The 22,664-nt window shown below is 68.2% G+C and carries 21 protein-coding genes and 1 riboswitch; of the genes, 8 read left to right on the top strand and 13 right to left on the bottom strand.

Annotated features, from left to right (window positions below; translation table 11 throughout):
• The first annotated feature begins 62 nt into the window (after positions 1-62).
• The 3 genes from AvAM_RS10145 (at position 63) to ftsZ (ending at position 3,611) form a co-directional block, all read left to right on the top strand.
• On the top strand, positions 63-881 hold the full coding sequence (locus tag AvAM_RS10145) for a cell division protein FtsQ/DivIB (protein ID WP_137746932.1): 819 nt from the start codon (positions 63-65) through the stop codon (positions 879-881).
• 107 nt (positions 882-988) lie between these two features.
• Entirely contained in the window at positions 989-2,218 is a 1,230-nt protein-coding gene (gene ftsA / locus AvAM_RS10140; RefSeq protein ID WP_063460085.1) for a cell division protein FtsA, read from the top strand.
• A gap of 151 nt (positions 2,219-2,369) precedes the next feature.
• Positions 2,370-3,611 (top strand): cell division protein FtsZ, encoded by a 1,242-nt coding sequence (gene ftsZ, locus AvAM_RS10135; RefSeq protein WP_137746931.1) that lies wholly within the window; start codon positions 2,370-2,372, stop codon positions 3,609-3,611.
• A 148-nt stretch (positions 3,612-3,759) separates the two neighbouring features.
• Here the strand turns inward: ftsZ and AvAM_RS10130 are convergent, their stop codons facing one another.
• Complete coding sequence (locus tag AvAM_RS10130; protein ID WP_137746930.1) at positions 3,760-5,541, bottom strand: methyl-accepting chemotaxis protein; 1,782 nt, start codon at positions 5,539-5,541, stop codon at positions 3,760-3,762.
• A 223-nt stretch (positions 5,542-5,764) separates the two neighbouring features.
• On the opposite strand from AvAM_RS10130, the gene lpxC reads away from it, so the two are divergent.
• From lpxC to AvAM_RS10115, 4 genes are all read left to right on the top strand, one after another.
• On the top strand, positions 5,765-6,688 hold the full coding sequence (gene lpxC, locus AvAM_RS10125; RefSeq protein WP_137746929.1) for a UDP-3-O-acyl-N-acetylglucosamine deacetylase: 924 nt from the start codon (positions 5,765-5,767) through the stop codon (positions 6,686-6,688).
• Between the two features lie 17 nt (positions 6,689-6,705).
• On the top strand, positions 6,706-6,882 hold the full coding sequence (locus tag AvAM_RS25630) for a hypothetical protein (protein ID WP_171012186.1): 177 nt from the start codon (positions 6,706-6,708) through the stop codon (positions 6,880-6,882).
• Positions 6,883-6,933: 51 nt separating this feature from the next.
• Positions 6,934-7,057, top strand: a riboswitch (TPP riboswitch).
• Positions 7,058-7,177: 120 nt separating this feature from the next.
• The gene (gene thiC, locus AvAM_RS10120; RefSeq protein WP_137746928.1) at positions 7,178-9,082 is read left to right on the top strand and encodes a phosphomethylpyrimidine synthase ThiC; all 1,905 of its coding nucleotides are present in this window, start codon (positions 7,178-7,180) and stop codon (positions 9,080-9,082) included.
• 206 nt (positions 9,083-9,288) lie between these two features.
• Positions 9,289-10,944, top strand: coding sequence for a methyl-accepting chemotaxis protein (locus AvAM_RS10115; protein WP_137746927.1), 1,656 nt, complete (start codon positions 9,289-9,291; stop codon positions 10,942-10,944).
• 86 nt (positions 10,945-11,030) lie between these two features.
• Here the strand turns inward: AvAM_RS10115 and AvAM_RS10110 are convergent, their stop codons facing one another.
• The 10 genes from AvAM_RS10110 to gspG all read right to left on the bottom strand — a co-directional run bounded on the left by AvAM_RS10110 (position 11,031) and on the right by gspG (position 20,626).
• Entirely contained in the window at positions 11,031-12,419 is a 1,389-nt protein-coding gene (locus tag AvAM_RS10110; protein ID WP_137746926.1) for a GspE/PulE family protein, read from the bottom strand.
• A gap of 20 nt (positions 12,420-12,439) precedes the next feature.
• Positions 12,440-14,689, bottom strand: a complete 2,250-nt coding sequence (gspD, locus tag AvAM_RS10105) for a type II secretion system secretin GspD (protein WP_137746925.1) — start codon at positions 14,687-14,689, stop codon at positions 12,440-12,442.
• Positions 14,690-14,693: 4 nt separating this feature from the next.
• Positions 14,694-15,521 carry a type II secretion system protein N gene (gene gspN / locus AvAM_RS10100; protein ID WP_137746924.1) on the bottom strand — a complete coding sequence of 276 codons (828 nt, stop codon included), beginning with the start codon at positions 15,519-15,521 and terminating at the stop codon, positions 14,694-14,696.
• Between the two features lie 32 nt (positions 15,522-15,553).
• The gene (gene gspM / locus AvAM_RS10095; protein WP_137746923.1) at positions 15,554-16,111 is read right to left on the bottom strand and encodes a type II secretion system protein GspM; all 558 of its coding nucleotides are present in this window, start codon (positions 16,109-16,111) and stop codon (positions 15,554-15,556) included.
• Positions 16,108-17,394: a type II secretion system protein GspL gene (gene gspL / locus AvAM_RS10090; protein WP_137746922.1), complete on the bottom strand. Its 1,287-nt coding sequence runs from the start codon at positions 17,392-17,394 to the stop codon at positions 16,108-16,110. The genes gspM and gspL overlap by 4 nt, the downstream gene beginning before the upstream one ends.
• 83 nt (positions 17,395-17,477) lie before the next feature.
• A complete protein-coding gene (gene gspK / locus AvAM_RS10085; protein ID WP_171012184.1) occupies positions 17,478-18,491 on the bottom strand; it encodes a type II secretion system minor pseudopilin GspK in 1,014 nt (337 codons plus the stop codon).
• Complete coding sequence (locus AvAM_RS10080) at positions 18,488-19,168, bottom strand: type II secretion system protein J (protein ID WP_375708150.1); 681 nt, start codon at positions 19,166-19,168, stop codon at positions 18,488-18,490. The genes gspK and AvAM_RS10080 overlap by 4 nt, the downstream gene beginning before the upstream one ends.
• Positions 19,169-19,245: 77 nt before the next feature.
• Complete coding sequence (gspI, locus tag AvAM_RS10075; RefSeq protein WP_137746920.1) at positions 19,246-19,620, bottom strand: type II secretion system minor pseudopilin GspI; 375 nt, start codon at positions 19,618-19,620, stop codon at positions 19,246-19,248.
• On the bottom strand, positions 19,617-20,048 hold the full coding sequence (locus AvAM_RS10070; RefSeq protein ID WP_137746919.1) for a prepilin-type N-terminal cleavage/methylation domain-containing protein: 432 nt from the start codon (positions 20,046-20,048) through the stop codon (positions 19,617-19,619). The genes gspI and AvAM_RS10070 overlap by 4 nt, the downstream gene beginning before the upstream one ends.
• A gap of 137 nt (positions 20,049-20,185) precedes the next feature.
• The gene (gspG, locus tag AvAM_RS10065; protein WP_094286345.1) at positions 20,186-20,626 is read right to left on the bottom strand and encodes a type II secretion system major pseudopilin GspG; all 441 of its coding nucleotides are present in this window, start codon (positions 20,624-20,626) and stop codon (positions 20,186-20,188) included.
• Between the two features lie 72 nt (positions 20,627-20,698).
• Here gspG and AvAM_RS10060 point away from each other — a divergent pair, with 72 nt between their 5' ends.
• Positions 20,699-21,154 carry a type II secretion system protein N gene (locus tag AvAM_RS10060; protein ID WP_137746918.1) on the top strand — a complete coding sequence of 152 codons (456 nt, stop codon included), beginning with the start codon at positions 20,699-20,701 and terminating at the stop codon, positions 21,152-21,154.
• Between the two features lie 67 nt (positions 21,155-21,221).
• Here AvAM_RS10060 and AvAM_RS10055 read toward each other — a convergent pair whose 3' ends face one another.
• The gene (locus AvAM_RS10055; protein WP_137746917.1) at positions 21,222-21,809 is read right to left on the bottom strand and encodes a histidine phosphatase family protein; all 588 of its coding nucleotides are present in this window, start codon (positions 21,807-21,809) and stop codon (positions 21,222-21,224) included.
• A complete protein-coding gene (locus AvAM_RS10050; protein WP_137746916.1) occupies positions 21,806-22,612 on the bottom strand; it encodes an adenosylcobinamide-GDP ribazoletransferase in 807 nt (268 codons plus the stop codon). The genes AvAM_RS10055 and AvAM_RS10050 overlap by 4 nt, the downstream gene beginning before the upstream one ends.
• Positions 22,613-22,664 lie beyond the last annotated feature (52 nt).

Genomic DNA, 22,664 nt, shown 5'->3' with positions numbered 1-22,664 from the left:
AGGCAAAACGCGGCCCCCCCGGGGGGCAGCGACGACACGCCAGTGCGGAGCGTGGGGACGATATGACCCACACGCTGCCCGCACCCCTGGACGTCAAGCTCATGAACCTGACCGCGTCGGTCCTGTTCGTGGGCTGCGCCCTGGCCGTGCTGGCAGCGGGGGTCGGGTGGGTGCTGCGCTACCCGGGCTTTGCGATTGCGCGCATCGTGGTGCAGGGCGAGCTGGTGCACAACAACGCCGTGGCGCTGCGGGCCAATGTGGGGCCGCACCTAGTGGGCAACTTCTTCACGGTGGACCTGCGCGCAGCGCGCGAGGCCTTCGAGCAAGTGCCCTGGGTGCGCAGCGCCCAGGTGCGCCGCGTGTACCCCGCCAGCCTGCGGGTGGAGCTGCAGGAACACGACGCCGTGGCGTTCTGGGGGCCGGAATCCGGCTCGTCCATGGTCAACAGCCACGGCGAGGTGTTCGAGGCCAACGTGGGCGATGTGGAGCTGGAAGGGCTGCCGCGCCTGCTGGGCCCCCAGGGCTCGTCGGCAGAGGCGCTGAAGATGGTGGGGCTGCTGCAGCCTGTGTTCCGGCCGCTAGGGCTGGAGGTGGAAGAGCTGGAGCTGACCGGCCGGGGCGGCTGGCGTGCGCGGCTGGACAGCGATGCCGTGGTGGAGCTGGGCGGTGGTACCCCCGAAGAAGTGGTGCAGCGCACGCAGCGGTTTACGCGCACGTTGACCCAGGTGGCGGCGCAGTACGGGCGGCGTGTGGACGCGCTGGAGTCGGCCGATTTGCGGCACGCCGGGGGTTATGCACTGCGGCTGCGGGGGGTCACCACGGTGATCCCCGATGCCGCCGGGGCCGTGGCCGGTGCCACCGGCGGCGTGCGCAGGAGGTGATGCGATGTTGGGCAGCAGAACAGCACACAGCGCGGGGCAGGCCATCGGGCGGTTGAGCGCGCGGTGGGACGTGCAGCGGGACAGAACAGAAAAGGGCAGAGGCTGATATGGCAAGAGAGTACAAAGACGTGGTGGTGGGGCTCGACATCGGCACGGCCAAGGTCATGGCCGTGGTGGCCGAAGTGCTGCCCGGCGGCGAGCTGAAACTGGCCGGCCTGGGCGTGGCGCCCAGCAATGGCCTCAAGCGCGGCGTGGTGGTCAACATCGACGCTACGGTGCAAAGCATTCAGCAGGCCTTGAAAGAGGCCGAGCTGATGGCCGACTGCAAGATTCAGCGCGTGTACACCGGTATCACTGGCAGCCATATCCGCGGGCTCAATTCGAGTGGCATGGTGGCCGTGAAGGACAAGGAAGTCACCTCCGCCGACGTGGCGCGCGTGGTGGAGACGGCCAAGGCCATCAACATCAGCAGCGACCAGCGCCTGCTGCTGGTGGAGCCGCAAGAGTTTGTGATCGACGGGCAGGACGTGAAAGAGCCCATCGGCATGAGCGGCATCCGCCTGGAGGCCAAGATCCACATCGTGACTGGTGCGCAGAGCGCGGCTGAGAACATCATCAAGTGCGTGCGCCGCTGCGGCCTCGAAGTGGAGCAGCTCATGCTCAACCCGCTGGCCAGCAGCCAAGCGGTGCTGACCGACGATGAGCGCGAGCTGGGTGTGGTGGTGGTGGACATCGGTGCGGGCACGACCGACGTAGCCATCTTCACCGGCGGCGCGATCCGTCACACGGCGGTGATCCCTATCGCGGGCGACCTCATCACCAGCGACATCGCCATGGCGCTGCGCACGCCCACCAAAGACGCTGAAGACATCAAGGTGGAAAGCGGTTACGCCAAGCAATTGCTGGCCGACCCTGAAGCCCAGGTGGAAGTGCCCGGCCTGGGTGACCGCAGCCCGCGCATGCTGAGCAAGCAGGCGCTGGCCGGCGTGATTGAGCCGCGGGTCGAGGAAATCTTTTCGCTCGTGCAGCAGGTGGTGCGCGAGTCGGGCTACGAAGAAGTGCTGTCGTCGGGCATTGTGCTCACAGGCGGCAGCTCCGTGATGCCCGGGATGATTGAGTTGGGCGAGGACATCTTCCTCAAGCCTGTGCGGCGCGGCATTCCCAAGTATTCGAGCGCTCTGGCGGACATGGTGGCCCAGCCCCGTGCAGCCACTGTGATGGGCCTTCTGGAAGAAGCCCGGCTGGCACGCCTGCGCGGGTTCAAGGTGGCGCAGAAGAGCGGGTCCATGAAGACCGCGTTCGGGCGTTTCAAAGATTTCATCGTGGGGAATTTCTGACCATGAAATACCCCCTTTGGCTGGCGCGCGGTAGCCCACACCGAAGACCGCGAGAGCGATGGCGATGCACAGGCCCGCCACGCTCTCCGTCCGTCAATACCCCATCTCCCATTTGGCAATTGCATACGAATTTAGAACCAGGAGCTCCAAGATGACCATCGAAATGATCGAAGCCGAAGAATTCAACCAGGGCACCCAGATCAAGGTGATCGGTGTGGGCGGCGGCGGCAGCAATGCCGTCGAGCACATGATTGCCCGCAGCGTGCAGGGCGTGGAGTTTGTCAGCGCCAACACCGACGCGCAGGCGCTCACGCGCAGCTCGGCCCACCGTGTCATCCAGCTGGGTGGCAGCGGCCTGGGCGCGGGCGGCAAGCCTGAAAAGGCCCGCGATGCGGCCGAAGCCGCCGTGGAAGACATCCGCGACGCCATTTCCGGCGCACACATGCTGTTCATCACGGCCGGCATGGGCGGCGGCACGGGCACGGGGGCTGCCCCCGTGATCGCGCGCGTCGCCAAGGAAATGGGCATCCTGACCGTGGGCGTGGTGACCAAGCCTTTCGACTGGGAGGGTGGCCGCCGCATGAAGAACGCCGACGACGGCTTGGCGGAGCTGGAAGCCAATGTGGATTCGCTGATCGTGGTGCTCAACGAGAAGCTGCTCGACGTGCTGGGTGACGACATCACCCAGGACGAGGCCTTTGCACACGCCAACGACGTGCTCAAGAACGCCGTGGGCGGCATCGCCGAAATCATCAATGAGTACGGCCAGGTGAACGTGGACTTTGAAGACGTGCGCACCGTGATGGGCGAGCCCGGCAAGGCCATGATGGGCACGGCCACGGCCAGCGGCCCGGACCGCGCACGGATCGCCGCCGAGCAGGCCATCGCCTGCCCGTTGCTCGAGGGCATCGACCTGTCGGGCGCCAAGGGCGTGCTGGTGCTGGTCACGGCGAGCAAGGGCAGCCTCAAGCTGTCCGAGTCGCGCCAGGCCATGAACACCATCAATGCCTACGCTTCGACCGACGCGCATGTGATCTTCGGCGCGGCCTACGACGAAACCCTGGGCGACGAGATCCGCGTGACCGTGGTGGCCACGGGCCTGTCGCGTGCCAACGCACGCCGCCAGCCTATCTCGGTGGTGCAGGGTGGCCTGCGCACGGGCACGGACAACATGGCCTATCAGATGCCCGTGGCGGGCGTGGGCACGATGGGCGGCGCCGTGGGCGTGCAAGGTGGCCATGCAGGCAGTGCGCAGGCCGACTACGGCAGCATGTCGGTGCCCAGCGTGTGGCGTACCAACCGCACGCAGGCGGCAGCCCGCGTGGATGCCCTGTCGTCCGGCGGCATGGATGACCTGGAGATCCCGGCCTTCCTGCGCAAGCAAGCCGACTGACATCCCGCTGATCGCACAGTGCTGGCCCCTCCCGGAGCCGCAAGACAAAAAGCCCTGCCAGCGCAAGCTGGCAGGGCTTTTTTTACTGGTGGGGTGTGGCGCGATTCAGCGCGCACTCAGGCCTGGGTCGCCCCAGGCATCTCAGCGATCAGAAAGACTCCCAATCATCGTTGTTGTCTGCCGCCGGCTTGGGGCTGCTCGCTTTGGGTGGCAAAGCCGCCGCTGGGGCTGGTGAAGGGGTGGAAGGGCGAGGGGGCGCCGGAGCCTTGGCGAGGGCCGGGCGGGGCGCTGCTGCACGCGCCACAGGAGCCACGGCGGAGCGTGGGGCGGCTGCGGGCCGGCTGGCCGGGGCAGGTGTGGAGGTGCTGCCGTTCACTCGGAACAACGCCACCACCTGGGTGAGCTTCATGGCCTGTTCGCGCAGACTGTCGGCGGCGGCGGCGGATTGTTCCACCAGCGCCGAGTTCTGCTGCGTCATCTGGTCCAGCTGGTTCACGGCCGTGTTGACCTGGGCAATGCCCTGGCTCTGCTCGGAGGTGGCCGAGCGGATCTCTCCGATGATGTCCGTCACGCGCTGAACGCTGTCCACGATCTCGGTCATGGTGGCGCCGGCATTGCCCACCAGCTGGGTGCCCGATGCGACTTTTTCCACGGATGCGTCGATCAGCGCCTTGATTTCCTTGGCGGCAGCAGCGCTGCGCTGGGCCAGGTTGCGCACTTCGCTGGCCACCACGGCAAAACCGCGCCCTTGCTCGCCTGCTCGGGCGGCCTCGACGGCGGCGTTGAGCGCCAGGATGTTGGTCTGGAAGGCGATGCCGTCGATCACGCCGATGATGTCGCTGATCTTGCTGCTGCTGGCATTGATGTCCTGCATGGTGGACACCACGCGCGACACCACCTCGCCCCCCCGTGCCGCCACCGCAGCGGCCGATGTCGCCATCTGGTTGGCGGTCTGGGCCGAGTCCGAAGTCTGCTTGACGGTGCTGGTCAGCTCTTCCATGCTGCTGGCTGTGGTCTGCAGATTGCTGGCCGTGTCTTCGGTGCGGTGGGCCAGATCGTTGTTGCCCTGGGCAATTTCGCCCGAGGCAGTGGCAATGCTGTCGGTGGCCGAGCGCACCTCGGTCACCAGCTTGCGCAGCGATCCCACCATGTGGGCCAGGCCGTCCAGCATCGAGCCCGGGTGGGCGGTCGGGATCTGCGCGTCCAGGTTGCCCTCGGCCACCTCCTGCATGATGGCGATGGCCTCGGTAGGCTCACCGCCGATCTGGCGCAGCACCGAGCGCGAGACCACCATGCCAATGGCTCCCACCACCAGGAACACCACCACCACCAGCGCCAGGCTCGACCACAGGGCCTTTTGCAGCAGCGCATCCACATCATCGGTGTACAGGCCCGAGCCCACCATCCAGTTCCAGCCATCCACCCGCACGATGTACTGCAGCTTGGGCACGGCGGTGGTTTGGCCGGGGCGGGCAAACATGGTGGGCACAAACGCCTTGCCATCCTTGCTGCTGCGCATGCCGTTCACGAGCAGGCCGATGATGTCCACGCCCGAGCCGTCCTTGACCTTGCCCAGCATGTCTTGCCCATCCCATTCGGGCTTGAAGGGGTGCATCACCCCCACGCCTTCGGTGGTCCAGATGTAGAAGTATTCGGTCTTGCCTTCGGGGCCGCCGTAGCGCGCCAGGCGCAGGGCCTCCTTGGCGGCTTTCTGGGCTTCCTCCTGCGGCATGGCGCCGCTGGCGGCCTTGGCCTGGTAGGCCGCCACGATGCTGTGGGCGGACTGGACGGCGGTGGTCAGCAGGTCTTTGCGCGATTCGCTGATGAGTCGGCGCTCCTGCAGCAGGGACATGATGGCCATGATCAGCAGCGCAGCAAGTGCGGTGCCGATCATGAGCATGATTTTCATTTTGAAGCTGAGCTTGCTCATGGTGTGCTTTCTCCGGTGGGGCGGCTTCTGTCGGTCTCTGTGGGCTGTCACTTTGTCTTTGTTCTTGCTGGGGCGCCGGGGCGCTGCCGCCAAAGGATTGTGCGGCGAAGGCCGGGCCGGGCGCAGTAGGTGAAAACGCTGCGGTAGCTCTACCTACCCGGCATGCCGGGCCTGCAAAACCTCAGTGTGTGCGGGGCGGGGGCCCAGAAACTAAAATGCGCGGATGCTCCAGCAACGCACCCTCAAGACATTGACCCGCGCCGTGGGCGTCGGACTGCACAGCGGCCAGCGGGTCGAACTGACGCTCCGGCCTGCCCAGCCCGACACTGGCATCGTCTTTCGTCGGGTGGACCTGCCCCAGCCCGTGGACATTCCGATCCGTGCCGAGGCCGTGACGGACACACGGCTGGCGTCCACCATCGCCGTGGGCAATGCCAAGGTGCACACGGTGGAGCACCTGATGTCAGCCTGTGCGGGCCTGGGGCTCGACAACCTGTATGTGGACATCACCGCCGAAGAGGTGCCCATCCTCGACGGGTCTTCGGCCTCCTTTGTGTTCCTGCTGCAAAGCGCCGGGGTGGAACTGCAGAACGCCCCCAAACGCTTCATCCGCGTCACCCGCCCCGTGGAGGTGCGCGAGGGCGAGGGCGCCAATGCCAAGTGGGCGCGCCTCACGCCCTACCATGGCTACAAGCTCAGCTTCGAGATCGACTTTGACCACCCGGCCGTGGACTCCACGGGCCAGCGTGTGGAGTTCGACCTGGGGGCGGGCAACTACAGCCGCGACATTGCCCGCGCGCGCACCTTTGGCTTCACGCGCGACGTGGAAATGATGCGCTCCAACGGCCTGGCGCTGGGCGGTGGGCTGGACAACGCCATCGTCATGGACGACTACAAGGTGCTCAACAGCGACGGCTTGCGCTACGACGACGAGTTCGTGAAGCACAAGATCCTGGATGCCATGGGCGACCTGTACCTCATCGGCAAACCCTTGCTCGCGGCCTACAGCGCGTTCCGGTCGGGCCATGCGATGAACAATCTGCTGCTGCGCGAGCTGTTGGCCCAGCGCGATGCCTGGGAGGTGGTCACCTTCGAGGACGAGCGCCAGGCCCCCACCGGTTTTGCGCAACCCGTGCGCGCCTGGTAGCCCGGGGCATCGCCACCATGCTGATCTTCCGCTGGCTGGCCATGCTGCTGCTTCTTGCGGCGGCCGTGTCGTTTGCGTTTTATGCCGGCACGGGGCAGGTGCGCTACAAGCGCCTGGGGCTTGTCATCCTCAAATGGACGGTGATTGCAACCGTCTTCTTCTTTGCGGTGATTCTCATCGGCCGGCTGGCCTGAGCTTCTATCGCACTGGCACCCACGCCCCCGTTTTTCCTCTGCCCTATACTCGCGCCTGCTCCGGGGTGTGCTGATGCGCTGAGATGCAAGAGTCCTGAAGAAATTCAGGCGAGCTTGCGAACCCGACGAACTTGATCCGGTTCATACCGGCGGAAGAAGAGCCGACCTCCTTGTCCCCGTGCCCGCAGTCCCTGTGGGCACGCCATGCCTCAGGTGCTGCTGCGCGCAGTGCCCGAGGGGCGCACAGGTCCATTCCGGAGCACAACCCACCGCCCCGGAACCAGGAGACCTGCCCATGAACGCCCCCGATCCCCACGCCCAGCTCGCCGCCCCCGAAAAGTTTGCCGAGCTGCTGGCCCGCACACGCGAACCCTTTCCCGCATCGCGCAAGGCCTACATCCCCGGCCACCTGCACACCGACCTGCGCGTGCCCGTGCGCGACATCGCGCTCACCAATGGCGAGCAAGTCAGCGTGTACGACACCTCCGGCCCCTACACCGACCCGAACGCCGTGATCGACGTGCGCCAAGGCCTGGCCAGTGTGCGTGGTGGCTGGATCACCGGCCGTGGTGACGTGGAGCACTACGAAGGCCGCGCGCCCGTGGCGCTGGACGACGGACAAAAGAGCGAAGACGCCACCCGCCTGGCCCAGCTGCGTGCTGAGGCCGCGGCCTTGCAGCGCAAGCCGCTGCGCGCCAAAGCCGGTGCCAACGTCACGCAGATGCACTACGCCAAGAAGGGCATCATCACGCCCGAGATGGAATACGTGGCCATCCGCGAAAACGGCAAGCGCGAGTGGATGGAGCAGTACATGGCCGACGCAGGCCGCGAGAAGCGCCTGATGGGCAACCCGATGGGCGCCAGCATTCCGCGCATCATCACGCCCGAATTCGTGCGCGACGAAGTCGCCCGGGGCCGCGCCATCATCCCCGCCAACATCAACCACCCCGAGGTGGAGCCGATGGCGATTGGCCGCAACTTCCTGGTCAAGATCAACGCCAACATCGGCAACTCGGCCGTCACGTCCAGCATTGAAGAAGAAGTGGAAAAGCTCGTGTGGGCGATCCGCTGGGGCGCCGACAACGTGATGGATCTCTCGACCGGCAAGAACATCCACACCACCCGCGACTGGATCGTGCGCAACTCGCCCGTGCCGATTGGCACGGTGCCGATCTACCAGGCGCTGGAAAAAGTGGGCGGCGTGGCCGAAGACCTGACCTGGGAAATCTTCCGCGACACGCTGATCGAGCAGGCCGAGCAGGGCGTGGACTACTTCACCATCCATGCGGGCGTGCGCCTGGCCTACATCCACCTCACGGCGCAGCGGCGCACGGGCATTGTGTCGCGCGGTGGCTCCATCATGGCCAAGTGGTGCATGGCGCACCACCGCGAGAGCTTCCTGTACGAGCACTTCGAGGACATCTGCGACATCATGAAGGCGTACGACGTGTCGTTCAGCCTGGGCGATGGCCTGCGGCCCGGCTGCGCATCGGACGCCAATGACGAAGCGCAGTTTGCCGAGCTGCACACGCTGGGCGAGCTGACCCAGGTGGCCTGGAAGCACGACGTGCAGACCATGATCGAAGGCCCCGGCCATGTGCCCATGCACATGATCCAGGCCAACATGACCGAGCAGCTCAAGACCTGCCACGAGGCTCCGTTCTACACCCTGGGCCCGCTGACCATCGACATCGCACCGGGCTATGACCACATCGCATCGGCCATCGGTGCGGCCATGATCGGCTGGATGGGCACGGCCATGCTGTGCTACGTGACGCCCAAGGAGCACCTGGGTCTGCCCGACCGTGACGACGTGAAGCAGGGGATCATTGCCTACAAGATCGCCGCGCACGCGGCCGATGTGGCCAAGGGGCACCCCGGCGCCCGTGCGCGCGACGATGCACTCAGCCAGGCGCGTTTCGATTTCCGCTGGCAGGACCAGTTCAACCTGGGTCTGGACCCCGAAACCGCCAAGGAATACCACGACGAGACCCTGCCCAAGGACTCGGCCAAGGTGGCGCACTTCTGCTCGATGTGTGGGCCCAAGTTCTGCTCCATGAAGATCACCCAGGAAGTGCGCGACTTTGCCGCGCAAAAGGGCCTGGCCGAGGCCGATGCGCTGGCCCGGGGCATGGAGACCAAGGCGGTGGAGTTCCAGCGCGGCGGCGGCGAGCTGTACATCCCGCTCAAGCCCGTCTGATCGGCACGGCGCGATCCTCTGGATAAGAGCGGCTACTGGCCCCGTGGTTTCCCTACACAAGGGCCACGGGGCCGTGCTTACCCTGTGCGGCGAAGGCAGCGGCTGGGCCTATATTTCCTCCAACGTCCGGCCCAGAAGGCCGGTTGGTGGGTGTGGCACCAAATTTGCTATGCTGGGTAATCTGTTAAAAATTGTAAGGAAGAGCCATGAATGCTCTCGGCCGCTTCTCCATCCGCACGCGTCTCTATTTCGGAACCGTCTTTTCCCTGATTCTTCTGGTCGTCATCGGTGCCATGGGTTACGTGGCCCTGGACCGCACGCGCGGCACGCTGCAGGTGCTGTTTTCCGAGCGGGTGCAGACGCTGACCGACATGTCCGAGCTGCGCACCACCCTGGGTGACCTGCGCCGGACCGAAAAAGACATCATCATCAACTTCAACAACTCGGTCGAGGTGTCCGCGCTGCGCGAATCCTGGGCCAAGACCCTAGCGTCGCTGCGCAAGCGCTTGGCCGATGTGCGCCAGGTGCAGTCGGGCGATACCGAGTTTGTTGCCTCCATCGACAAATCGCTCGATGAGATCAAGCAGTACGAAACAGGCATCTCGCCCATCTTCGAGAAGATCGAGGGTGCCCAGCTCGACGGCGCGGGCGGCGGCGCCTATGCCGACCGCCTCAAGGTGCACATGGAGGCCACCGACAAGCTGTTCTCCAGCCTGGCCAGTTCGGCCCGCACACAGATGGACGAAGCCCGCGCGGGGGTCGAGTCGCGCACCTCCACCATGTCGGCGCTGATCGGCATCGGGCTGGTGCTGGGGCTGGCGGTGCTGATCCCGCTGACCTTCTTCAGTGTCCGCTCCATCACCAAATCCCTGGGCCAGGCGCAGGAGCTGGCCGAGCGCATTGCCAGCGGCGACCTGTCGCGCGATGTGGCGGCCATGAACCAGGATGAGGTGGGCCAGCTGGTGTCGGCCATGGGCCGCATGCAGGATGCGCTGCGCGGCCTGGTGCGCCAGGTGCAGGATGCAGCGGGCAACATCTCCACTGCCAGCTCCGAGATCGCCAGCGGCAACCACGACCTGAGCCACCGTACCGAGCAGACGGCGGCCAACCTGGAAGAAACCGCTTCGTCGATGGAAGTGCTGACCAGCACGGTGCAGCAAAGTGCGCAGTCATCGCGCCAGGCCAGCGACTTCGCCTCGTCGGCCGCCGAAGTGGCTGCGCGCGGTGGTGCCGTGGTGTCACAGGTGGTGACCACCATGGACCAGATCACCACCAGCTCGCGCAAGATTGCCGACATCACGGGCGTGATCGATTCCATCGCTTTTCAGACCAACATCCTCGCGCTCAATGCCGCCGTGGAAGCCGCACGCGCCGGCGAGCAGGGCCGGGGTTTTGCCGTGGTGGCCAGTGAGGTGCGTAACCTCGCGCAGCGCAGCGCCGAGGCGGCCAAGGAGATCAAGGGCCTGATCGGCTCGTCGGTGGAGCGGGTGGAAGACGGATCGCGCCTGGTGAGCCAGGCCGGCCAGACCATGACCGAGATCGTGAGCAGCGTGCGCCGTGTGTCGGACATCATTGCCGAGATCACCGCCTCGTCGGCCGAGCAAAGCGACAACATCGGCCAGATCAGCCAGTCGGTCACCCAGCTTGACCAGATGACGCAGCAGAACGCGGCGCTGGTGGAGGAATCCACGGCAGCGTCTGAGTCCCTCAGGGAGCAGGCGCACCACCTGACCAATGCGGTCAGCCAGTTCAAGCTGCAGGACGGCGGCGCCTCGTCGGGGCTTGCCATGTCCGCACCGGCGGCCGCGCACCCCCCGGCAGTGGCCCAGGTGGCGCGCCGATCAGCGTTGCAGATCCGGTAGCCGCAGATTTTTCAGGCTTTTTAGGCCGCTTGCGCGCGGCCAGTATGTCTTGATTGCTATTGAATATGTAGCAAATCAATCCGGCATCAATCCCGCGTGACCCGCAGCACTTCTTCGCGGCTGGTGATGCCCGCCGCGATCAGGCGCTCGCCATCCTCGCGCATCAGGGCCATGCCATCGGCCATGGCGGCGGCGCGGATGTCGGCCTCGGAGGCCTGGTTGTGGATCTGCGCACGGATCGCGTCCGTGGTCACCAGCAACTCGAACACGCCCGTGCGGCCCGCGTAGCCCGTGTGGCCGCAGGCATCGCAGCCCGCACCGTGGCAGTGGCTGCAGTATTTGCGCACCAGCCGCTGGGCCAGCACCCCCAGCAGGGACGACGACAGCAGGAACGGCTCCACGCCCATGTCGGTCAGGCGCGTCACGGCGCTGGCCGCGTCGTTGGTGTGCAGCGTGGCCAGCACCAGGTGGCCGGTCAGCGAGGCCTGGATGGCAATCTGCGCGGTCTCGAAGTCGCGGATTTCGCCAATCATGATGATGTCCGGGTCCTGGCGCAGGATGGCGCGCAGGGCCTTGGCAAAGGTCAGATCGATCTTGCTGTTGACCTGCGTCTGCCCCACGCCGGGCAGCTCGTATTCGATGGGGTCTTCCACCGTCATGATGTTGTTGCGCGTGGCGTCCAGCCGCCCCAGGCCCGCGTACAGCGTGGTCGTCTTGCCCGAGCCCGTGGGCCCGGTCACGAGGATGATGCCGTGCGGCTGGCTGATCAGGCCCTCAAAGCGCTGCAGCGTGTCGCCCTGCATGCCCACGGATTCCAGGCTGAGCTTGCTTTCGCTCTTGTCCAGCAGGCGCAGCACGGCGCGTTCGCCATGGGCGCTGGGCAGGGTCGAAACGCGCACGTCGATGGCGCGCGTGCCCAGGCGCAGGCTGATGCGGCCGTCCTGCGGCAGGCGTTTTTCGCTGATGTCCAGGTCGGCCATGATCTTCAGGCGCGAGATCAGGGCCGCGTGCAGCGCGCGGTTGGGCTGCACCACTTCGCGCAGCGTGCCGTCCACACGGAAACGCACGCTGCTGTGGCGCTCGTAGGGCTCGATGTGGATGTCGCTTGCGCCGTCGCGTGCGGCCTGCGTGAGCAGGGCGTTGAGCATGCGGATGATGGGCGCATCGCCGGCCGACTCCAGCAAATCCTCGACCGCCGGCAGCTCCTGCATCATGCGCGAGAGGTCGGCATCGCTCTCGACCTCGCTCACCACGGTGGCGGCGCTCGATTCGCTGTGCGAGTAGGCGGCGCTGATGCGCTGGGCCAGGCCCGGTGCATCGAGCGGCAGCAACTGCTGCACGGGGTGCTTGCGCAGCACTTCGGACAGCGCACCCGCGTCGGGGCTGGGGCCATGCCACAGCACGAGCTGGTGGCCGTCATCCTCCAGCAGCAGCTGGGCCGTGCGGGCAAAGGCGTAGGGCAGGGGGTGGCGCATGGTTTGGTCTGCCTGCCTGCTTATTGCTGCGGCTGAGGCACCGCCGGGGTGGCGGCGGGCTTGTTGGCGGCAGGCGCTGGCAACGCAGGCAGCACGGGGGCGCCCGACACGGTGCCCATCATCAGGCTGGGCGCAGGCTGGGTGGTCTGCTGCAGCGCACGGATGGCTTCGTAGCGGTCCACCACCAGTGCGTCGCTGGTGGCGGTGTCGCGCACCACGATGGGGCGCAGGAAGATCATCAGGTTGGTCTTGCGGCGCGAGCGGTTCTCGCTCTTGAACAGGTTGCCCACCACGGGCAGGTCGCCCATCAGGGGCACCTTGTCCTCGCCCTGCGAGTAGGTGTCTTCCAGCAGGCCGCCAATGACGATGATGCTGCCGTCGTCCACCACCACGTTCGATTCGACCGCACGCTTGCTGGTGGTGGGGCCCGTGGCGTTGGACAGGGTGGAGCGGTCGATTTTGGAGATCTCCTGGTAGATCGCCATCTTCACCATGCCGTTTTCACCGATCTGCGGGCGCACCTTGAGCATCAGGCCCACGTCCTTGCGCTCCACGGTGTTGAACGGGTTCACGGTGCCGTTGTTGCCGGTGTTCGCATACGAGCCCGTGACGAAGGGCACGTTGTCGCCGATGAGGATGCGTGCCTCTTCGTTGTCCAGCGTCATGAGGTTTGGGGTGGACAGCACGTTGGCGTCGCCGCTGTTCTGCAGGAAGTTGGCCAGCGCGCCCAGGTAGTACTGGCCGTTGATGCGTGGCGCCAGCGCCAGGTTCATGCCAGCGCCCAGGCCTGTCGCAGCGGTGGCGATGCTGGTGGTGCTGCCCGAGGCCAGCGCGGCGGTCAGCCCGATGATGTTGGAGCCCGCCGCACCGGAGTTGGTGCCAATCACGCCAATGGTGCCGTCGCCCTGCTTGCCCAGGATGCCCTGCCACTGGATGCCGAACTGCGCCACCTTGTTGGCCGCGACCTCGACGATCAGGCTTTCCACCAGCACCTGCGCGCGGCGGCCGTCGAGCTTGTCGATCACGGTGCGCAGCTGGCGGTACAGCGGTTCGGGCGCGGTGATGATGAGCGAGTTGGTGGTCGGGTCGGCCTGGATCTGGCCGCCGGTGGAGGGCTGGTTGTTGTTGGTGCTGGCGGTGCCCATGGTGTTGCTGCCAGCGCCCAGGCCGCTGCTGTTGCCCGACAGGCCGCTGCCCGTGGACAACATGCTGCCGCTGTTGTTGCTGCCGCCGCTCAGGCCGGTGCTGGGGGCTGCTGCCGGGCTGGCGCCACCACCCGTGCTGGTGCCGCCGCCTGCGCCCATGGCGGCCATGGCCGCGCGCAGCGTGGTGGCCAGCTTGGTGGCGTCGGCGTTCTTGAGGTAGACCACATGGATGTTGCCGCTGGCGGCGCTGCTGCCGGGGGCGGGTGGTTGGTCCAGCCGGTCCACCAGGGCGCGCACCTGGGCCACGCGGGCCGGGTTGGCCGCTCGCAGGATGAGCGAGTTGCTGCGCGGCTCGGCGATCAGCGTGGTCTTGAACGAGGTGTCGGCCTGGCCGGGCGTGGCGGCGGGTGCACTGCCGCCGTCGATCAGGCGGGCCACCAGCGGCGCCAGGTCGGCGGCCACGGCGTTGCGCAGCGGGATCACCTCCACGTCGCTTGCGTTGGAGACATCCATGGCTGCCACGATGCGCGCCAGGCGCTGCAGGTTGTCAGCGTAGTCGGTGATCACCAGCGAGTTGTTGCCGGGGTTCACGTTGATGGTGTTGTTGGGGCTGATGAGCGGGCGCAGCACCGGCACCAGGTTGGCCGCGTTTTCGAAGTTGAGCTTGAAGATCTGCGTGACGATCTGCCCGCCGCTCGGGGCGCTGCCCGCGTTGCCCTGCACCACGCTCACGCTGCCGCCCTGCAGCTTGGCATCGGCCTCGGGCACCACCTTGTAGAGGCCCGCGGTTTCGACCACCGTGAAGCCTTGCAGCCGCAGGGCTGCCAAAAACTGCTGGAACGCGGCGGCGGGTGTCACTGCGCGTTCGGTCACCAGGTTGAGCTGGCCTTTCACGCGCGGGTCCACCACCACGTTGCGGCCGGTGATGGTGGCCATGGTGCGGGCCACGGCCTCGATTTCGGCGTTGGCAAAGTTGAGCGTGACGGGTTCGCTGGCGCGCACGCTGCCAGTCCGGGTATCGATCGCAGTTTGGGCAAAAATTTGGCCGATTCCGCCCGCTAGTAAAGCGCTTGCAGCTATTGTTTTGAGAGCGAATCGCAGGCGTGGTGACAACAAGGAGTTCATAGGTTCAACCCACCGTGATGATGGAGCGCGCGCCGTTGCGCCGTCCGATGATGTTCAGAAGATTCGACAGGGCGGCCTCGCGTTCCGGGGCGGCACTGGCCTCCCCGGCAAAACGCAGGCGCTGGCCCACCCATTGGCCGGTGCCGCTGAGCTGCAGCGCGCCGTCCAGGGTGCTGAGCGTGAGGGTGGGGGCTTCGCCACCTTGCAGGGCCAGCCGGTAGCTGCCCATGGGGCGCAGCGTGGACAGGCGCGACGACATGGCCCGCGCATCCAGCTGCGCCTGGCCGGACAGCACCATGCGGCCCGCCGCCCAGCGCAGGGTGAGCGCCTGGGTCTGCAGGGCCAGCTGGCCTTGGGGCTGCAGCGTGTTCCAGGGCGTGCCCAGGCCCGACAGCAGCGCGGCAGGCCATTGGCTCTGGCCATCGGCCACGGTCAGGGCCATGCCCGCCCAGCGCGCTTGCACCCGGGCCTCCAGGGGGGCCGGGGTGCAGCAGGCGGCCTGCAACTGCACGCGCAGGCCATCGAAGGTGGGGCGCAGCTGCCAGTCCACGCGGCCGGGCAGGGCGGCGCTGTCGCGGCTGGCGGCGCCACCGGTAAGCACCAGCTGTGCCGATCCCGTCCAGACCGTGCCGCGCGCCTGCAGCAGCTGCACCTGCCCCTGGGTAGCGCGCGCCACGCCATCGGCGAGCCAGTGCGCCGGCGCAAACGCGACCACGGCGGGTAGCACGCCCGCCACGGCACCCACCAGCGCCCAGCCCCAGGCGGGGCGGGGGGCGGCGGCCGTGGCCGTGCGGCCTCGGGGGTTGCGGTGCGTGCGGGGGGATCGGTTCACGGTGGCGGGGCGGTTCAAGGGGCTCAACGGGCTCACCGGCTGGATGCCGTGGGCAGGGCCAGAACCAGGGTGCCATCCCAGCGGGGCATGGCCACCCCGGGGCGGCCCAGCGTGACCGGGGTTTGGCTGGCGGGTGCGGCGGCGGTGGCGCTGCGGGTCAGACGGGCCTCGACGGGGGTGGCGCGGGCATTGCTGCGTGCCTGGGCCAGCCACTGGGCTAGCGCATCGGCCGACGCGCCTTTGAGGGTGATGGTGGCGCGGTCGCCTGCCACATTGAGCTGGGCCGTCGTGCCCAGGCGCTGCGTGAGGGCTGCGCGCAAGGCGCCGACGGCATCGCCGGTGCTGGTGGCGGGGGCGGCCTGCAGTTGCTGGGCTTCGGCCTGCAGGCTGTGCATGCGCTGCAGCTGGGCGTCGAGCGCCGTGTGGCGCGCAGGGGCTGCGCGCAGGGTGGCCAGCGCGGGGGCCACGGCCACCCACCACAGCAGGGCCAGGCCCACCAGGGCGGCAGCGGCCAGCACCAGGTTTTGCTCACGGGGGGCCAGCGCTTGCCAGCGGGCTTGCAGTGCCGACGCAGGGATGGGGGGGGTCATGGGCTCACCTCGGTGCGCAGCAGCAGGCTGCCGTCGTCCATCCGCGCACGGTAGCCGGCGGCCTGCACGCGGCCAAAAAGCGCGGTTTCTTCGTCGGGGGCCAGCGCCACGCCGCGCAGGCGCAGCTCGCCAGGGGTGTATTCGATGCTGGTGGGCAGGCGGCCGTCGGGCAGTGCGGCCCCGGCGGCGGCGAGCAGGGGCTCCAGGTCGCGGGCCGACACGCTGCCTGCTGCCTGCCGCAGCTGGGCCAGTTCGCGTTCCATCTGCACGGGGGCATCGACCACCACCTGCACCTTGGGGAAGGTCTGGGTGAGCGCAGTGCGCACGGCGGTCTGCTTAGCGGCCAGTGCCTGGCGCTCCTGCCAGGCCCAGGCATTGAGGCCCACCAGGTGGGCCACCACCAGCAGCCCGGCGCCCCAGCGCGCGGCGCGCCATTGGGGGGCATTGAGCAGTGCGCTGGCCAGGCTGCCCGCCTTGCGCAGGGCGCGGGTGCGGCCGGTGCTGGCCAGGTCGAACTGGGCCAGGTCCCAGTCACCCCGGGCGGCATCGAGGGCGCGCTGGCTGGCGGTGTGCAGTGCAACGCGCTGGCCCAGCGTGCGCTCGGCCAAGGCCGCGACGGCGGGTTCGGCGCGCACGGGGAGGGTGTTGCCATCTTGTTCGGCCGTGGTGCTGGCGATGGGCGCCCCCGCACGGGCCAGTGTCAGGGCCATGGGGGTCAGGGGCAGCACCGCCACACCCTGGTCGGCGCCCTGGCCGGTGAGCACCACAAAGGCTTCTTCCGGGGTGCCCAGTGCGCAGAGTTCGGGGCCACCGCTGGCGGTGGGGCCGGGGGCAAATTCGGGTACCACGCGGGACACGCGGCGGCCTGCGGCCTCCAGCGCCTGCAGGTTCTCGCGCAGCCAGGCGCGGTCGCACACGGCCACCCATACAGGTTCGCCGCCCTGGGCCGTGCTTTGCGCGCCGGGCTGCAGTGCAAAGTGCAGCTGGGTGGCGTCGTCCAGCACGCGGTCTTCGAGCAGGCCTTCGAGCACCGAGCGCAGCCGGGGTGTCTGCTGGCCCGCCCCCAGGGGCACACCGGCGGGCATCTGCACCCGCTGCCACGACAGCGCGCGGGCGGGCACCACCGCCACCACCTCGCCCCCGGGGCGGGTGGGCTCGGGCAGCAGCGCGGCGGGCGCGGTGGCGTGGCGAAGGGCGGTGTGGCCGTCTGCCGTCAGCGTGTAGCTGTACTCGGTGGCGGGGCCCGGGCGGACCGGCGGCAGGAAAAGGATGAGGGTGCTCATGGACAGGTTTTGCGGGCCATTTTAGGGGGCGGACTTGACACTGGCGGCCAGTCGTTGTGCGGGTGTCGCCAATGTGCTGCAGCTCATCGCGGCAGCGGCGCCGTGGCCAGGGTGTTTTCGCGGTCGAATGCGCCCCGCTCGCGCCACAGCGTGGTCACGTCGATGCCCTGTTTGCGCACCAGCGAACGCTCGTCCACCATCGCATCGCCCAGGCGCAGGCGGCCCCGCACTTCGAAGTAGGACGAGGCCACGGCGTGGGCGCCTTCGTTGATGTCGATGGTGGCGCCCACCAGGTCGCGCACCTCGCTGAGGGTGCGGAAATGCCGGGCCTCGCGCGCCTGCACCATCTTCTGGGCGGTGGCGCTGTCCAGTCCGTCGATGGCGGCCATGAGCACGTCGATGTCGGCGGTGTTCACGTTGACCGGCGTGCGCACCGGCAGCAGGGTCACGTGGGGGGCGAGGGTGGCCACCGTGGCCGGGTTCAGGCCCAGCCACCCCAGCTGGCTGATGGTGGGCGGGAGCAGCGGCGCCGTATTGCCATCGCTGCCTGCGCCCGCCTGCGCCCGGCGCAGGCCGTCCACCAGCCGCGTGAGCTGCTGCGGCGGCAGGCCCAGGCGTTCGAACAGGCGGGTGAACTGCCGCAGCGCCACGGCCTGCACCTGCCCGCCCTCGGCCAGGTTGGTGATGTTCAGGCGGCCCTGCATGTCGGTGATCTGGCCCGACAGAAAGGCTTCGGTGGTGTCGGTGCTTGCGTCATCGACCTGGCTCACATTGTTTTCGGCCGCCAGGAAGGTGGACAGCCGCGCTTCTTCCAGCGGCACGGCCCAGGGCTCGGCCAGGTGGTCGGCGCCGCCCGAACGCCCGTCTTCGCGCAGGATCAGGCGCGACCAGTCGAGTGCGCCGATCAGGATCCAGGTGGACTGTACCCGGCCCCGCTCAGCCGTCTCGACCTCCACCGCGCGCCACTGCTGCCACATGGCGGCAGCGGCAAAGGTGGCGACCAGTGTGACGGTGAGCATGGCAGCGAGCAGGGCGGCGCCTTGCGTCCTGTGCCTGCGCAGTGGGTGCTGCAGCCGTGTGTTCAGGCGGGGGCTCATGTCCTGCCTCCGCCCAGCACGGGATTGACCCAGTCGCGCGTGAGCTGGCCCGCCAGCGCCTGGCCGGGGGGCAGCGTGATCTGCAAGCGCACGCCATCGGGGACGGCGGCCGAGCTGTCGCCCGGTGTAGTGCCGGTGCTGGACAACGGGTTGGACCAGGCACCGCCCCGGTAATAGAAGATCTGCCAGCTGTCGAGCGGCAGCAGCGTCACTTCGTAGCGCCGCTCGGCATCGCCCGGCGTGCGCGCCCACTGGGCTGCCTGCTGCCAGGCCTGCTGCCAGTCGGCGCGGGTGCGCACCGGCGGCGATTGCCAGCGCAGCCACTGGCCGCCGCCGTTGGCATTGCGGCGTGTCCAGGCCACCACCAGTGCGCCTTCATCGGGCACGGCGCTGCTGCGGCGTGTGAGGCGCAGTACTTGGCCATCCCAGTCCAGCGGCGTGGTGTTGGCGATGGGCATCAGCGCATCGAGGTCGGTGCCCCACTGGCCCAGGGCGGCTTGCAGCACCAGCATTTCATCGGCCCGCTGGCGCGTGATCTCCTGCGCCCGCACCATGCCATCAAGCCCGCGCCAGCTCAGGATGGCCAGCAGGCTCATCACCGCAATCGCCAGCAGCAGCTCGACCAGCGTGAAGCCGCGCACAATTTTCAAAACTGGCGCGGCGCGAGGCCAGCGCACCCGTGGAGCTGGTGCTGCCAGGCCACCGGGTGCGTCCCCCCCACGGGGGGAAGGCGCGAAGCGACTCAGGGGGGGCATCAATACCTTCCAATGATGGTGGAGATGCGCAGGATGGAGTTGTCGCCATCCAGCACCTGGGCGTCGATGCGCCGGAAGCTCGGGTTGGGCGTGGGCCGCACGATGGTCAGCACCTGCAGCTGGCGCCCGGCCTGCTCGCAGGGCTGGGTGCTGTCGCCCACGCTGGGCATCTGGCGCGAGAGCCGGGCCTTGACGAGTTCATTCTCGGCACAGAGCTGTGCCAGCACGATGTCGGATTGCCGCAGCGCGTTGCGCGTGAGCGCCGAGGTGGCCTGCAGCCCCGCCATGAGCGCGATCGCCACAATGGCCAGCGCCACCAGCACCTCGACCAGCGTGAAGCCGCGATGCCTGATGTGAAGGTGGTGGGGTGTCACTGCACCGCGTCCACAGAAAACGGGCGCACGCCATCGGTGGCGATGCGCAAGACACGCTCGGGGTGGGCCTGGTGGGTGATCAGCACCTGCTGCGGGCCAATGAGGGGCTCGGGCCCCAGCTGCAGCACGGCCGGGCCGCGCACGGTAGTGCCATTGTCCAGCCATTGGTTGGGCAGCGCCGCCTGCGCGCTCGGCGGCAGCCCCTCGAAGCGGAACCCCTGGGGCAAGGCCCGCCAGCGCACGGGCAGGCCCCCGGCGCGCGATTGGGCACGCGCAGATTCGAGCAGCGCCGCCAGCCGTGCGGCCTCGCGCTCCAGCTGCGTCTGCCCGCTGTCGCGCATGGCCAGGCCCGCACCGGCGGTGGCCAGCGCAACGATGCTGAGGACCACCAGCAGCTCTAACAGGGTGAAGCCGCGTGAATGGTTCATGGGCCGGTGCTGCGCTTGGTTGCAACGGTCACGGCGTTTCCAGAAGGCGTGCGGCCGCAGCGCCGGGCCGCCCCAAGCAAGGCCCGGCCCCCTCGGGGGGCAGGGAGCGACACGCAGTGCGCGACCGTGGGGGCCATTTATTGCCAGCTGCCGATGTCGGCGTCCTTGCCTTCGCCGCCCGATTGGCCGTCGGCGCCGAACGACATCACGTCGATCTCTCCCTTGATGCCGGGGTTCAGGTACTGGTAGGGGCGGCCCCAGGGGTCGTTGGGCAGCTTTTCCAGGTACAGCTTCCAGTTGCCGGGCACCGGCGCGGCGCTGGGCTTGATGACCAGCGATTGCAGGCCCTGCTCTGCCGTGGGGTAGCGCTGGTTGTCCAGGCGGTAGAGCTTGAGCGCCTGCATGATGTTGGTGATGTCGGTGCGGGCGGCCGTCACGCGGGCGTCGTCGGCGCGTTCGAGCACGTTGGGCACGATGAGGGCGGCCAGCACGCCGATGATTACCAGCACCACCATCAGCTCGATGAGGGTGAAGCCCCGGGCCACGGTACGGGCCAGGCGGCGGGGGGCGGAGCGCACGAGGAGGGGAAGGGAAGTGTTCACTGCAGGCGATCTCTCGGTGGGTCGAATCGCGTGAATCATAATCGCCGCATGGTGACCAATTCGTACAGCAAATGGGGCGTCCGTCTGGGCACACTGGCGCTCTGGGCCGTGGCCGGTGCCAGTGTGGTGTTCTGGGGGCTGCGCCTGTCGGCGCCGTCGGCCTCTGGTGTGGGCCCGGCGGTGGCCCCGGCCCCCGTGGTGCCGGATGCCCAGGCATTGGCGCGTTTGCTGGGGGCCCAGCCGTCGGTTGCTGGCGCCGCACCCGCGGCGCCCGTGGCTTCACCGGCCAGCCGTTTCACGCTGGTGGGGGTGCTGTCGGGGCGCAGCAGTGGCGGCGGTGCGGCGCTGATCGCGGTGGATGGCAAACCCGCCAAGCCCTTCCGTGTGGGGGCTGCGGTGGACGAGGGGCTGGTGGTGCAGGCGCTGGGGCCCCGGCAGGCACAACTGGGCGGGCAGGTGGGTGGGCCCGCCACGCTGACGCTGGACATGCCGTTGAAGAACTGACGAGAACGGGCTTGCCCTGGAGGCCAGAGCTCCAGGCCTGGTCGTGAAGCCGAGTTGGGGCCGGGTGTCAGGCCAGATCCCGGGTTTCCCATTCGCCCCAGCCCGGTGCGGCCATGGGCCAGTCTTCCGAGCGGGGCATCACGCCTTCGCCATGCTGCTGCAGCCAGGCCACACAACGCACCACACCTGCGTGGGTGATCCACACCACATCGGCCCCGGCATGGTGGGCGCTCCACTCGCGGGCTGCCTGCAGCGCCAGCGCCACGCGGCCGAGCATGTGGGACAGGGGCTCGCCGCCGCCGGGCGCGTGGTGGGCGAAATCTGCCGTCCAGGCGTCGATGTCGCTTTTGGCGAGGGCGTTCCAGGCGCGGCCCTCCCACGCGCCAAAGTCCATTTCACGCAGCCGGGCGTCCGGAATCAGCATCAAATCGGGCCTTTCCGCGCACAGCGCTTGCCCTAGCTGCTCACATCTTTGTAGCGTAGAGCAAAACACACCCGGTGCTGGCGGCAGTGCAGCGGCCAGGCGCCGGGCGGCGGCCTGGGTGGCGGCCGGGTCGGCGGGCATATCCAGCGCGCCATAGCAGGTGCCTGGTGCCACCTGGGGAGCGGCATGGCGCACCAGCCACAGGCGGGCGCCGGGGTGGGGGCGGTTCATGCCCAGCGCAGGGCGAGGGCCGCGCCCAGGTAGAAGCCGATCTCGCCGATCTGCTGGGTGGCGCCCAGGCAGTCGCCGGTAAAGCCTTGCAGGCGCCGCGCGAACCAGCGCCACATCCACGCGGCAGCCGCCGCGCTCACAGCGACGGATGCTGCCAAAAAGATAGCTGATTGGGCTTGCCAGACAAACGCCAGCGGCACAAAACACCACGCAATGGCTGTGGCCAGGGCGGCGCCCGAGATCTGGTCGGCCAGCGGTTTGCTTTTGGAGCGCGCCGTGTCGCCCACATGCGGCAGGCTGCGCACGATGAACAGCGGCCACAGGCGCGACAGCACATGCCCCCCCACCAGGGCCGACAAGGCCGCCGCCAGGCTGTGCGCACCCAGCAGTGCGAGCAGGCTGAGCTTGGACAGCAGGGCCAGCACCAGCGCCATGGCGCCGAAGGCGCCGATGCGCGAGTCCTTCATGATGTCGAGCGCACGTTCGCGCTGGGCGCTGCCACCCAGGCCGTCGGCCACGTCAGCCAGACCATCTTCGTGAAAGCCGCCCGTCATGAGCACGGTGGCCACGGTGCTCAGCACGGCGGCCACGGCCGGGGCAAAGGGGTTGGGGGCCAGCGCCCAGTGCAGGCCGCCATACACGCCCGCCGCCATCAGGGCCGCGAGCCAGCCAATGCCCGGGAAGTGCGCAGCACTGGCGCGCAGCATGGCGGGGCTGTAGCCCACCCAGTCCGCCAGCCGCCCGGTGACGGGAATGCGGGTGAAGAACTGCACGGCCAGCAGGTAGTGGCGCAGGGCTTGCATGGCGTGCGGCGGGGCGGGTTTGGGGTTTGCTTCTGTTTTGATAGCTATCACC

Origin of the sequence: Acidovorax sp. NB1 (assembly GCF_005405905.1) — a bacterium.
In the GTDB taxonomy this organism is placed as follows: domain Bacteria; phylum Pseudomonadota; class Gammaproteobacteria; order Burkholderiales; family Burkholderiaceae_C; genus Acidovorax.
Note: the sequence above shows the minus strand (reverse complement) of the source record. Positions and strands in the feature narration are given on the sequence as shown.